Source organism: Kribbella albertanoniae, from assembly GCF_004348455.1.
In the GTDB taxonomy this organism is placed as follows: Bacteria; Actinomycetota; Actinomycetes; order Propionibacteriales; family Kribbellaceae; genus Kribbella; species Kribbella albertanoniae.
The window spans coordinates 1-12,620 of the sequence record NZ_SMKA01000022.1; the positions used below are offsets into that span (position 1 = coordinate 1).

Here is a 12,620-nt window from a genome sequence, read left to right on the forward strand (position 1 = left end):
CTGTCGGGGGAGGGTGGGAACGCGTTCCTGCGGTTCTTGCGAGTGCTTCGGTCTTGACGGTGGGAGTTGGTGCGTTGATAGTCGAAGCGCTTCGACACTTCGTGGAGGGGACCGCCGTGAGCTATCGCCGTCGAGTTGGGAGCGCCCTGGTGGCGCTGTTGCTTGTTCCTGCGTTTCTGGTGGGGCAACCCGCGCGGGCTGAGGGGGTGCTGCCGTTTCGGGATCCGGAGCTTCCGCTCGCAACCCGGTTGGGGGATCTGACTGGGCGGTTGACGCTGGATGAGAAGGTTTCGCTGCTGCATCAGTACCAGCCGGCGATTCCGCGGCTGGGGATCGCGTCGTTCAAGACTGGTACCGAGGCACTGCACGGGGTGGCTTGGTTGGGGAAGGCGACGGTGTTTCCGCAGGCTGTGGGGCTTGGCAGTACGTGGGATCCGGGGTTGATCAAGCGGGTCGGTGCGGCTGTCGGCGATGAGGCGCGCGGGTTCAACAAGCTCGATCCGGCGAAGAACGGGCTGAATCTGTGGGCCCCGGTGGTGAACCAGCTGCGCGATCCCCGGTGGGGGCGCAACGAGGAGGGGTACGCCGAGGATCCGTTGCTGACGAGTGAGATCGCGACGGCGTACGGGCGTGGTCTGCAAGGTGACGACCCGCGGTATCTCAAGACGGCGCCGACCCTGAAGCACTTTGCCGCGTACAACGTCGAGGCGGATCGGAGCCGGGTGTCGGCGAGTGTGCCGCCCCGGGTGCTGCATGAGTATGAGTACAAGGCGTTCCAGCCGGCGCTGACCGCAAGAGCGGCCACTGGCGTGATGGCGTCCTACAACCTGGTCAACGGGCGCCCGACCCACGTGTCACCCGAGCTGAACGAGACGGTGCGGTCGTGGTCGGCCGATGAGCTGATGATCGTCGGCGACGCCTCGGGTGCTGGGAACATCAGTGGCTCGCAGAAGTATTATCCGACGCCGGTCGAGGCCAACGCCGCGGCGATCAAGGCCGGTCTCGACAGCTTCACCGAGAACGACGCCAACGGTGGTCCGACGGTCGCTGCGGTGAAGCAGGCGTTGGCTCAAGGGCTGCTCACCGAGGCTGACATCGACAATGCGGTCCGACACCTGCTCTCGGTGCGTTTCCGGTTGGGCGAATTCGATCCGGCGGGGCGGAACCCGTACGAGAAGATCGGGCCGGACACCATCGACAACCCCGCCCACCGTGCACTGGCCCGCGAGGCTGCGCGCAAGCAGATGGTTCTGCTCGAGAACAAGAATCAGGCCCTGCCGCTCAAGCCCGCCCGCACCAAGAACGTCGCGGTGATCGGCCAGTTGGCCGACTCCATCTACGAAGACTGGTACTCCGGGACGATGCCGTACCGGATCACCCCGCGGGCCGGTATCGCCGAGCGACTCGGCGCGGGCAGTACGGTCACGGCGACCGAAGGTGTGGACCGGATCGCACTGCGGTCCGTTGCCAACGGCAAGTATGTGACCGCTCCGGCCGGTGCTGCTGGTGGCGCCCTGGCCGCCGACGCGGACACCGCTGGATCGGCGCAGGGGCTGGATGTCTTCGACTGGGGTGGCGACACCCTCGCGCTGCGTGCGGCGGCCAACGGCAAGTACGTCTCGCGGAGCGGCAGCGAGTTGGTGAACAACCAGGACAAGCCGAACGGCTGGTTCGTCCAGCAGCAGTTCCGCCTGGTGAAGGTGGCCAATGGCAACTATGTTCTGCATTACCGCGGCAACGAGATCAAGGAACCGTGGAACGGCCCTAACCAGTACATCGTGGTCCAGCCCGACGGGAAGCTCGCCATCGGCGCGGCCACGCCGGACACCGCGGCGCAGTTCACGCGAGAGGTTCTCGTCAGCGGTACGGCGGCCGCCGTGGAAGCCGCGAAGAAAGCGGACACCGCGGTCGTCGTGGTCGGCAGCAACCCGTTCGTCAACGGGCGCGAGGACGACGACCGTCAGGACACCGCGTTGGCGGCCGGCCAGCAGGCGATCGTGAAGGCCGTCACTGCTGCGAACCCCAGAACCGTTGTGGTGCTGGAGAGCAGCTACCCGTTGACCGGAGATTGGTCGGGGGCCAAGGCGGTCTTGTGGACCTCGCATGCGGGCCAGGAGACCGGCCGAGCGCTCGCCGATGTCTTGTACGGCGACTATGCGCCGTCGGGCCGGCTTCCGCAGACGTGGTACCGCACGGACGAGGAACTGCCGGATCCGCTCGACTTCGACGTGATCAAGGCAGGCTGGACCTACCAGTACCACCGGCCGCGCGCGCTCTACCCGTTCGGCCACGGCCTGACCTACGGCAAGTTCCGGTACGACGGTCTCCAAGCCTCACCGGTTGTCGCGGCGAACGGACGACTCAAGGTCAGCGTCGACGTCACCAACACCAGCCGCACGGCGAGCGAGGAAGTCGTCCAGCTCTACACCGCGCAGCGCACCTCACGAGTGGCCCAGCCGATCAAGACACTGCGCGGGTTCCAGCGACTCACGTTCGCGCCCGGCCAACGGCGTACCGTCTCCTTCGACGTCAAGGCGAGCGACCTGGCCTTCTGGGACGTGACCCGCAACAAGTGGACGGTCGAGTCGGCCTTGCAGGGCGTGCAGGTCGGCAGTTCGTCGGCCGACATCAGAGCCCGTACGACGGTTCTGGTCCGCGGCGAGGTCATCCCGCCCAGGGACCTGAGTCGCCGTACCGCGGCGTCGGACTTCGACGACTACTCGGGTGTCGAGTTCATCGACGCAGCCAAGGTTCGCGGCGATGCGGTCGGCAAGATCGCAGCAGGCGACTGGATTGCCTTCCACGACGTCCAGCTGAACCGCGGTGCCACCCGCCTGGAAGCCACCGTGTCCCGATCCGCGGCAGGAACTGCCAAGGCAGAGATTCGCCTCGGCAGTCCCACAGGTCCCCTCGCAGGCACCCTGACCGTGCCCGCGACCGCAGACCACTACAGCTGGACCACGACAACGGCCCAGCTGGACCGCCGGCTGACCCGCGGTGTCCGTGACGTCTACCTCGTCTTCACCGACGCCGGCACGAACATCCGCGACCTCACCATCACTTGACCAGCGGGACTTTCGACCAGTCGGTGTCGGAGCCTAGGTAGAAGCTGGTGTACGACGGCTGGTTGTAGGCGGTGTTCTGGCGTGCGACCTCTACGCGGTACTGGGGGTCGTGCATCAGGGTGTAGAGCTTGCGGTCGGTGACCTCGGTGCTGAGGTAGATGCGGATTGCGCTGCTGTCGGTGGTGCGGACGAGTAGCTCCTCGCGCCAGTCGCCGAGGATGTCCGCCACCAGGGACGGATTGCCCTTGGTGTGGTTGTTGGTTTGGGTGCCGTCGGCGGTCAGGAGGGTGCCGCGGCGCCAGTCCTTGATGGTCGGGGTGACGGCGAGGGCGCCGTCGACGATCTGCGTGGTCATGTCGGCGGCCCAACGGATACTCGCGTTCGTGCCCGGGGACGTCGTACCGAGGGCGTCGCCGTCCGCGGTGCGGAGTCGCATGGCCCAGGTCTCGTGGCCGGGCTGCGACGGGTCGATGTCGCCGATCATGCCGCGCCCGGTGTCCTTCCCGGAGTACTCGCCGTAGATGGTCTTGCCGGTGGCCGCGTCTCGCAGGGCATAGCCGTACGGCGCATAGGTGCCGCCCTCGTGGACCGTGAAGATCTCCTGGCCGGGGCGCTGCGGGTCGATATCCGTTACATGCATGGCGTCGCCGTGCCCGAGCCGTGCGATCGAACCAGGGTTCACGCTGCCCGGCGGCATCACGTCCGTCGAGCTGTAGAGCAGGCTGCCGTCGTCGTCGATGGTGGCTGAGCCGTAGACGATCTCCTGCTTCCCATCGCCGTCGACGTCGGCCGCACTCAGCGAGTGGAATCCCTGTGTAGTAATGGATCCGTACGTCGGGTCGGTGCCGTCACGCCCATGCGGGCCGTCGTTGAAGGGGTTCGTCATCGGGGTCCAGCCGCTGTCGACGGACCAGCCCTTGGTGATCCGCCGGCCGTTCCAGCCGTAGGTGGCGAGCGTCGTACGGGTGTAGTAGCCGCGCGCGAAGACTGCGGAGGGACGGGATCCGTCCAGGTAGGCGACGCCGGCCAGGAAGCGGTCGACCCGGTTGCCAGGTTCGATCCGGGCCATCGCGTAGTCACCCCAGCGGAGGCCGTCGTCGGTTCGTCCGGGTTCGTAGCGGGTTGTCTGGAGTTCGCGGCCGGTCAGGCCGTCGAAGACGGTCAGGTACTCCGGACCCTTCAGGATGAAGCCCTCGAAGTTGCGGAGCAGATTGCGCGTGCTCCGGCTGGGCGCATAGACGTCCATGAAGTAGTCGACGAGCGCCACGGCGTCCGCACGGTTGAGCGGATACTGATACTTCGGCGCGATGCCGAACGCGGCCTCCAACGTCGCAGGCCACTGCCCGCTCTTCACGTCGGGCTGGTCCTGCCACTGCTGGAACATGCCGACCAGGTGCTCGTGGTACCCGCTCTTGCTGACCCGGTAGTCGTCCTGATGGCTATAGCCGGTACGGCGATCCGCCGCCGGCATGGTGATGTAGCGCTCGGACTGGATCTCCCCCGACTTCGCATACCTGGTCGTCTTGGTACCGGGCGCAGTCTTCAGCATCATCTCCGAGCGACCGTCGCCGTCGAAGTCGTAGACCAGGAACTGCGTGTAGTGCGCGCCGGCCCGGATGTTCACGCCCAGGTCCAGCCGGTGCAGCAGTTGGCCGTCAGCCTTGTACGTGTCGAGGTAGACGTTGCCGGTGTAGCCGATCTGGGAGACGTCCTTGGCGTTCGACGGGTTCCAGAGCACGACGTACTCGTACTCCCCATCGCCGTCCACGTCGCCGACGCTCAGGTCGTTGGCGTGGTACGTGTACGCCTCACCTGCCGGCGTGACGCCGTCGGCGGGCTTGCGGAGCGGCAGTTCGCGGTACCCACCGGACCACGGGGTGACGTAGTCGCTGCGGTCCCGCTCGCGACCGTTCACCAACGAGACAACCCGGTACTGCGAGGTCGGCGTACCTGCCTTGTCGAGGTAGTTGGTGCTGTCGGTGACTGTGGCCAGCCGCTTGCCGTCGCGGTAGACGGCGAAGTCGGTCCCGGCCAGGCCGTGGTCGGTCCGGCTCGTCGCCTCCTTGCCGAGCAGTCGCCAGCTCAGGAAGACGCCCTCGCTGGTGGTGGTCGCGACCAGACCGCGATCGAGCTTCTCGAGGCGGGGACCGGGTTTGGAGGCGATGTCGGCCGAGGAGGGCGGCCGCGCGTACGTCGTACTGGTGGTGGCTGTGGCCGCGAGCAGGGCGGCGAGAACAAGAGTGGCAGCTCGTCGGAAGGTCATGGCGGATCCTTCGGTGCGAGAGTGGCGGCAAGCGTTTTCCAGGAAGCTAGCGTGCTGCCGCCACCCTGTCGACGATCCTGTCCGCAATCGGTCGCGCGGTGCCCGGGCTAGGCGGACCAGGACTCCAGCGGGAGTGGGCACTCCGGCTCGGTGGCGGCGTCGGCGAGGTCGTAGGCGACCATCGGGCACTGGGTGCAGTAGAGCAGGCCGTCACCCGGATCGGTGACGAAGTCATGACCGGAGGTGGTGCCGGTCCGCTTCGGCTCATTGGTCTCGTTGAACAAGTCAATCCCGAACTGCCGTTGGGGGTTTCCGCTTGCACCATCGCTGGAGTTCAAGCGTTCGTTACAGCGACTCCGCATCTTCACGCGACCGCAATGAAGCTCAGCACTCCTGCGACCGCCGGTACCCAGGCCGAATCACGCATGGGCCCGGGTACCGGATCTGCGATCTCGGGGACGCCGGTAGAAGGTCTGCCGGCTTGAACGAAGGGATATCTGATGGACTTCGTGTTGTGGCTCATCGCAGCGATCCTGGTGATCTCCGGAATCGTTTCGATCGTCCGGGGCGCCTTGACCTGGGGAATCGTGCTCATCGTGGTCGGCCTGCTGGTCGGGCCGGGCGGCGTCAGCCTGTTCACCTAGAAGAGCTTGAAGCCGGTACGGCGGATCGCAGCGCCGGGCCGAGTTCGTCGGTGAAGAAGCCGAAGAACCCGTCCATGTCCGGCCCGGCGTTGATCAGCGCGAGGTGGTCGTAGCCGGCCTCAGCGAACTGCCGTGCGACCTCGACGTGCCGGTCCACATCGGGGCCGCAGGCAAATTGTTCGCGCAGGTGGTCTGCGGTCACCAACGTGGTCGCGGCGTCGAAGTTCACCGGGTTGGGGAGTTCGGCCTGAACCTTCCAGCCAGTGAGTCCGAAGCGGAACAACCGCCGGGCGGACTCGGCCGCGTCGTCGGCGGAAGGCGCCCAGGCGAGCGGGACCTCGGCGTACTTGGGCCCGCTGCCACCAGCCTTCTCGTACGCCGTGATCAGCTCGCCCTTGGGCTCGGTCACGAACAGCGCATCGCCAAGCTCACCGGCGATGCGCGCGGCCGACGGACCACCCGCAGCCACGGCGATCTGCGGCAGAACGTCCGGCAGATCGAACACCCGCGCGTCTTCCAGCTGTAGGTGCTTGCCGCTGTATGACTGGTAGCCGCCTGCCCAGAGCAGACGAATGATCTCCAGCGCCTCGCGAAGCATCTCGTGCCGAGTCGCAACGGCCGGCCACCCAGCGCCGACCACATGCTCGTTCAGTCGCTCACCCGCGCCGACGCCGAGCGTGAACCGCCCGCCCGACAGGATCGCTGTGGTGGCAGCCATCTGGGCGACCACGGCCGGGTGATACCTGATGAACGGACACGTCACGCCGGTCGCCAGCTCGAGCTGCGTGGTCCGCGCGGCGATCGCGGCCAGCATCGAGAACGCGAACCCGGAGTGCTCGTGCTCACTCACCCACGGATGGAAGTGGTCGCTGACCTCGACGAAGTCGAAGCCGGCCGCCTCCGCCCGCACGGCTTGCTCGACGATCTCCAGCGGCCCGTAGGCCTCGGCAATCAGTTTGAATCCCAGTTTCATGACCCCGCCGGTTACCGGCTGCCACAGCGGACAAACCGATCGTTTCAGCGGCCGCCGGCCGGGAACCGGCGGAGGCATGCCGGATCAGATGCCTTCTGCCTCGTTACTGGATGCGAGTCGCGCGATCGGCGACGTACTCCTGCCTGTGGTGGCACGTGGTGCCATCCTGCGACGGCCGCGGCTCATGCACCTTGCCGAGCGGTTGCAGGTGGATGAGCGGGCGTTGCGGGAGGTACGGCGGCTGCGCAAGCGGTACGACGGCGGTCCGGTCCCGATCCGGATTGCCGGGCGGACCGTTGCCCTGGTCACCGAACCCGAGGACGTGCACCGTGTGCTGAGCATGACGCCGACACCGTTCTCGGCGGCAACTACCGAGAAGGTGGGTGCACTCAGGCACTTCCAGCCGCATGCGGTGCTCGCCTCCGATCCGCCGGACCGCTGGCCGCGCCGGAAGCTCAACGAGGAGGCGCTCCAAACCAGCCAGCCGGTTCATCGGCACGCGGAGCGCATGCAGGCGGTTGTTCACGAAGAGATGGACCGCCTGCAGGAAACCCTTGGATGGAACGAATTCCGGGAGGTCTGGTCGCAACTCGTCCGGCGGATCGTCCTCGGCGATGCCGCCCGCGACGACACCACGGTGACCGACGAGCTGGACAAGCTCCGAGCGGCCGCGAACTGGGCCGAGTTCGCCCCGCGACAGCACGCCGTACGGCGACGCTTCGCTCAAGCCATCAGCCGGTACGTCGATGCCGCCGAACCCGGAAGTCTGGTCGCGATGCTGCCTCGGAAGGACGGTGACGCCGATCCCGCAGGCCAGGTCCCGCACTGGCTGTTCGCGTACGACGCCGCCGGGATCGCGGTCTGGCGTGCCCTGGCCGTGCTGGCGACCCGGCCGGACTTGGTCGAGCGCATCACCACCGAAGCCCGGCACCCGGAGTCGTCGCCGCTACTCGCAGTCGCGGGAGGCGCCGTACAGGAATCGCTTCGGCTCTGGCCGACCACCCTCGTCGTACTGCGGGAGTCGCGGACCGACACCGAGTGGCGCGGCCACACCCTGCCTGCGGGGACCGAGTTCGCCATCGTCAGCTCGGTGTTCCACCGTGACGACGAAGCGCTGGAGTTCGCCGACCGCTTCGAACCGGACGTCTGGCTCGACGGGCGCGCCGAAGGCGACTGGCCGATCATCCCGTTCAGCGAGGGACCTGCCCGCTGCCCCGGGGAGAACGTCGTACTGCTCACGACCAGCAGCGCGGTCAGCCACCTGCTCGACCGGAACACGCTCGACCTCGATCCCCAGACCCGCCACCTGCTGGCCGGCCCGATGCCGAAGACGTTCGACCACACCCACCCCCGCCTGGCTTTCTGGAGGAAGGCATGACTGCACGCCCGGCCGAGATCGGCGACCTCCGGCTCGCGACGGTCTGCGTCAACGCCACCGACCTGAAGCGGGCCGCTGAGTTCTGGGCGGCCGCCCTCGGCTACACCCACGAGAAGGAGATCGGCGACACCGACCACTTCGCGCGCCTGAACGACCCGGCCCGCACCGGGCCCGAGGTACTGCTCCAGCAGACCGACGCCATCCCGGACCCGCCCACGCCGGTGCACCTGGACCTCTACACCTCCGAGCGCGATCACCACATCGAGCGGCTGCTGAAGCTCGGTGCCACCAAGGTCGACGACTGGCCGTACCCCGACGAACACGATTTCATCGTGCTGCGTGACACCGAAGGCAACGAATTCTGCGTCATCATGGTCGAGTGATGCGTTGGGCGCGGTTGCGCGCGTTGCTGCTGGTGAATCTGGGACTGTTCGCCGTGTTCCTGATCGGCGTACTGCTGACCGGACACGCGCATGAGAACGAGGAGCTGGCCGACCACGGGCAGCCGGCGCAGTCGCTGGTCGAGTACGCCGGTTCGTCGGCGTTCGGGGAGACCGTCTTCGAGAACTGGGAGTCGGAGTTCCTGCAGATGGGGATGTACGTGCTGCTCACGACCTTCCTGGTGCAGAAGGGTTCCGCGGAGTCGCGGCCGATCGACGAGGCCGTGCCGCAGGACGAGGATCCACGCAAGCACCGCGACGATCCGAAGGCGCCGTGGCCGGTGCGCCACGGCTCCGAGCTGGTACTGAAGCTGTACGAGAACTCGCTGGCGATTGCCTTCGGCATCGTGTTCCTGCTGTCGTTCTGGCTGCATGCTGTGACCGGCGCGGGTGCGTACAGCGAGGATCAGCAGCTCCACGGTGGTGAGGCGGTCAGTGCCTGGCAGTACGTCGGTACGTCGCAGTTCTGGTTCGAGTCGTTCCAGAACTGGCAGAGCGAGTTCCTCGCGGTCGCCGCGATCGTCGGCGGATCCATCTACCTGCGGCAGCGGAAGTCGGCGCAGTCCAAGCCGGTCCACGCCCCGAACAGCGAAACCGGTAGCTGACTTCGCCAGGATCGGGTACCGGGTGGCATGCGACTTCGCCGTAGCCATCCCGACAAACCCGGCTTCACCCGCCGGGGCCGCGGGCGTGGCTTCAGCTATTTGGATGCCAAGGGCAACGTCATCGGCGATGCCGATGTCATCGAGCGGATCCGGGCACTGGCGATCCCGCCGGCCTGGACGGACGTGTGGATCTGCCCCTACCCGAACGGCCACATCCAGGCGCTCGGTACCGACGAGGCCGGGCGGCGGCAGTACCTGTACCACGACGACTGGCGGACGGCGCAGGATGCCGACAAGCACGATCGGGTCCGCCAGCTGTCCCGGCGGCTGCCGGCCTTCCGGGAGACCGTGGACGCGGATCTGTGCGCTCGCGGTCTGGGCCGGCAGAAGGTCCTGGCCGTCGCGTTGCGGATGCTCGATCACGGCGTCTTCCGGACCGGCAACACCGAGTACGCCGACGACTCCGGGAGCCGCGCGGCGGCCACGCTGCTGCGCGACGACGTACGGGTCAGCAAGGGCAAAGTGGTCTTCGATTTCGTCGCCAAGGGCGGTGTGCAGCGCACGATCGAACTCGAGGACGACCGCCTCGCCACCGCCTTGCGCTCGCTGAAGCGCGCCCGGTCGAAGAGCTCGCGGCTGCTGGTCTACCGCGACAAGGCCGGCTATCACGAGATCGATGCCGACGATGTCAACGAACGCTTCCAGGAGCTGGTCGGCGAGGAGTACACCGTCAAGGATCTGCGGACCTGGACAGCCACCGTGCACGCCGCCGTCGACCTGGCCGAGGCCGACAACTCGATCGGCGACATGCTGGAGGAAGTTTCGGAGCATCTCGGCAATACCCCGGCCGTGGCCAGAGCGTCGTACGTCGATCCTCGGGTGATCGAGCAGTACGAACACGGTCACACCATCACTGCCGCCGTCCGCCGCGCCGGAGAGGACCTGGACGACCCCGAGACCCGAGCCAGCCTCGAACGCGCCACCAACCGCCTCCTCGACCGCGACCGCCGCTGACAAAACGCTGATTGCGCCCGCCCGGTGTGGGTACCGGCAAACGACTCGTCAGGCAGGGGCGGGTTCGGCATGCAATGGCGGAGGTCGGGGTCCATGACGGTTCTTGAGCACGAGACGTACGAGCCAGCGAATGATCCGGGGGTGCGCCTGGAGCGCGTCGGCTCCCAGGTCCGGATCATCATCGATGCGCAGCTGAGCGAGGCGGTGTCGGCTGCGGTGCGCGAGCTACTGGTTGATGTCTGCGACCGGCGGACCCGCCGCGTGGTGATCGCTCTGGAGGCCGGGCTGGGTCCGGTTGATCACGAGGTGCTGCCGCATCTCCTTGATGTGGCTGAGCGCCGCTGCTGGTCGGCCAGCTGCCATCTGGATGTGACGGCGTCGACCCCCGAGGTACTGGAACTGCTGGCCACCCTGGGCTTCTGACGGAAGGAGCAGTTGTATGACGACCACGGTCGCGGACGTGATGCTGCAACGACTGCGGGAGTGGGGTGTCGACCACGTCTTCGGGTACGCCGGGGACGGGATCAACGGGCTGTTGTCGGCCTGGGAACGGGCCGGTGACCAGCCCCGGTTCGTGCAGGCCCGGCACGAGGAGATGTCGGCCTTCGAAGCGGTCGGGTACGCGAAGTTCACCGGCCGGGTCGGCGTCTGTACGGCGACCAGCGGCCCCGGCGCGATCCACCTGCTGAACGGCCTGTACGACGCCAAACTCGACCACGTGCCCGTCGTGGCGATCGTCGGGCAGACCGCGCGATCCGCGCTCGGTGGGAACTACCAGCAGGAAGTCGACCTGATGTCCCTGTTCAAGGACGTCGCGAACGAATACTGCCAGCAGGTCCTGGTCCCCGAGCAGTTGCCGAACGTGCTGGACCGCGCGATCCGGATCGCGGCCTCCCGCCGTACCGTCACAGCGGTCGTGGTGCCGGCCGACGTACAGGAGCTCGAGTACGTCGCCCCTTCGCACGAGTTCAAGATGGTGCCGTCGAGCCTCGACCTGACCTGGTCGGCCGCGGTGCCCTCCGACGACGGTCTGCACCGGGCGGCCGAGGTGCTGAACGCCGGCGAGAAGGTCGCGATCCTGATCGGGCAAGGCGCTCGGGAGGCGCGTGCCGAGGTCACCACGGTCGCCGACCTGCTGGGTGCGGGTGTGGCGAAGGCCTTGCTGGGTAAGGACGTGCTGTCCGATGAGCATCCGTGGGTCACCGGATCGATCGGCCTGCTCGGGACCAGGCCGTCGTACGAGTTGATGCGGGACTGCGACACCTTGCTGGTGGTCGGGTCGAACTTCCCGTACAGCCAGTTCCTGCCCGAGTACGGGAAGGCGCGGGCGGTCCAGATCGACCAGGACCCGACGATGATCGGGATGCGGTACCCGTTCGAGGTCAACCTCGTCGGCGACTCGGCCGCGACGCTTCGGCGGTTGATTCCGCTGCTGGAACGGAAGGTCGACCGCTCCTGGCGCGAAACCGTCGAGAGCAACGTCGGCCGCTGGTGGGAGGTGATGGAACGGCGGGCCAAGACCTCGGCGGATCCGGTGAATCCCGAGCTCGTCTTCCACGAGCTGTCGTCCCGCCTGCCCGCGGATGCGATCGTGACGGCCGACTCCGGTTCGGCCGCGAACTGGTACGCGCGGCACCTCCGCTTCGGTGACGACATGCGCGGCTCGTTGTCCGGCACGCTGGCCACGATGGGACCGGGCGTCCCGTATGTGATCGGCGCGAAGTTCGGCCGGCTCGGTCGTCCGTGTATCGCGCTGGTCGGTGACGGTGCGATGCAGATGAACGGCATCAACGAGCTGATCACGATCGCGAAGTACTGGCAGGACTGGGATGACCCGCGGCTGATCGTCGCCGTACTGCACAACAACGATCTCAACCAGGTGACCTGGGAGCTGCGGGCGATGGGCGGCTCACCACAGTTCCTCCCGTCGCAGGAGCTGCCGGACTTCCCGTACGCCGATTACGCGCGCAGTCTCGGACTTCGGGGCGTCCTGGCGGCCAAACCGGAGGAGGTGGCGCCGGCCTGGGAGGAGGCGCTGGCTGCGGACCGGCCGTGCGTGGTCGAGTTCGTGACCGATCCCGCCGTACCGCCGATTCCGCCGCACGCGACGTGGGACCAGCTGGAGAAGTCCTTGGAGTCGATCGTCCGCGGTGACTCGGATCGCGTCGATGTGATCAAGGAAGGCGTGAAGTCGAAGATCCAGGAGTTCCTGCCCGGTCGAGGAGGAGATTCGTGACG

11 protein-coding genes are annotated in these 12,620 nt (G+C 67.2%); 8 read left to right on the top strand and 3 right to left on the bottom strand.

What is annotated here, in order from left to right; all coding sequences use genetic code 11:
• The first annotated feature begins 149 nt into the window (after positions 1 to 149).
• Positions 150 to 3,065 carry a glycoside hydrolase family 3 protein gene (locus E1261_RS08245; protein ID WP_202874474.1) on the top strand — a complete coding sequence of 972 codons (2,916 nt, stop codon included), beginning with the start codon at positions 150 to 152 and terminating at the stop codon, positions 3,063 to 3,065.
• On the opposite strand, the gene E1261_RS08250 is transcribed toward E1261_RS08245, so the two are convergent.
• Positions 3,058 to 5,328, bottom strand: a complete 2,271-nt coding sequence (locus E1261_RS08250) for a rhamnogalacturonan lyase (RefSeq protein WP_132404417.1) — start codon at positions 5,326 to 5,328, stop codon at positions 3,058 to 3,060. The genes E1261_RS08245 and E1261_RS08250 overlap by 8 nt on opposite strands.
• Before the next feature lie 107 nt (positions 5,329 to 5,435).
• A complete protein-coding gene (locus E1261_RS45165; RefSeq protein WP_165952419.1) occupies positions 5,436 to 5,612 on the bottom strand; it encodes a hypothetical protein in 177 nt (58 codons plus the stop codon).
• Between the two features lie 216 nt (positions 5,613 to 5,828).
• Between E1261_RS45165 and E1261_RS45170 the strand changes: the two genes are divergently transcribed.
• Positions 5,829 to 5,972: a GPGG-motif small membrane protein gene (locus E1261_RS45170; protein ID WP_165952420.1), complete on the top strand. Its 144-nt coding sequence runs from the start codon at positions 5,829 to 5,831 to the stop codon at positions 5,970 to 5,972.
• Here the strand turns inward: E1261_RS45170 and E1261_RS08255 are convergent.
• Positions 5,965 to 6,945 (bottom strand): TIGR03557 family F420-dependent LLM class oxidoreductase, encoded by a 981-nt coding sequence (locus E1261_RS08255; protein WP_132404420.1) that lies wholly within the window; start codon positions 6,943 to 6,945, stop codon positions 5,965 to 5,967. The genes E1261_RS45170 and E1261_RS08255 overlap by 8 nt on opposite strands.
• Before the next feature lie 88 nt (positions 6,946 to 7,033).
• Here E1261_RS08255 and E1261_RS08260 point away from each other — a divergent pair, with 88 nt between their 5' ends.
• The 6 genes from E1261_RS08260 to E1261_RS08285 all read left to right on the top strand — a co-directional run bounded on the left by E1261_RS08260 (position 7,034) and on the right by E1261_RS08285 (position 12,618).
• Positions 7,034 to 8,323, top strand: coding sequence for a cytochrome P450 (locus E1261_RS08260; RefSeq protein WP_165952421.1), 1,290 nt, complete (start codon positions 7,034 to 7,036; stop codon positions 8,321 to 8,323).
• Positions 8,320 to 8,706: a VOC family protein gene (locus E1261_RS08265; protein ID WP_132404426.1), complete on the top strand. Its 387-nt coding sequence runs from the start codon at positions 8,320 to 8,322 to the stop codon at positions 8,704 to 8,706. The genes E1261_RS08260 and E1261_RS08265 overlap by 4 nt, the downstream gene beginning before the upstream one ends.
• On the top strand, positions 8,706 to 9,368 hold the full coding sequence (locus E1261_RS08270; RefSeq protein WP_132404429.1) for a DUF6766 family protein: 663 nt from the start codon (positions 8,706 to 8,708) through the stop codon (positions 9,366 to 9,368). Before E1261_RS08265 ends, E1261_RS08270 begins: the two co-directional genes overlap by 1 nt.
• Positions 9,369 to 9,395: 27 nt before the next feature.
• Entirely contained in the window at positions 9,396 to 10,382 is a 987-nt protein-coding gene (locus tag E1261_RS08275) for a DNA topoisomerase IB (RefSeq protein ID WP_132404432.1), read from the top strand.
• Between the two features lie 93 nt (positions 10,383 to 10,475).
• The gene (locus E1261_RS08280; RefSeq protein WP_132404434.1) at positions 10,476 to 10,805 is read left to right on the top strand and encodes a hypothetical protein; all 330 of its coding nucleotides are present in this window, start codon (positions 10,476 to 10,478) and stop codon (positions 10,803 to 10,805) included.
• Positions 10,806 to 10,821: 16 nt separating this feature from the next.
• A complete protein-coding gene (locus E1261_RS08285) occupies positions 10,822 to 12,618 on the top strand; it encodes a thiamine pyrophosphate-requiring protein (protein WP_132404436.1) in 1,797 nt (598 codons plus the stop codon).
• Positions 12,619 to 12,620: the final 2 nt, after the last annotated feature.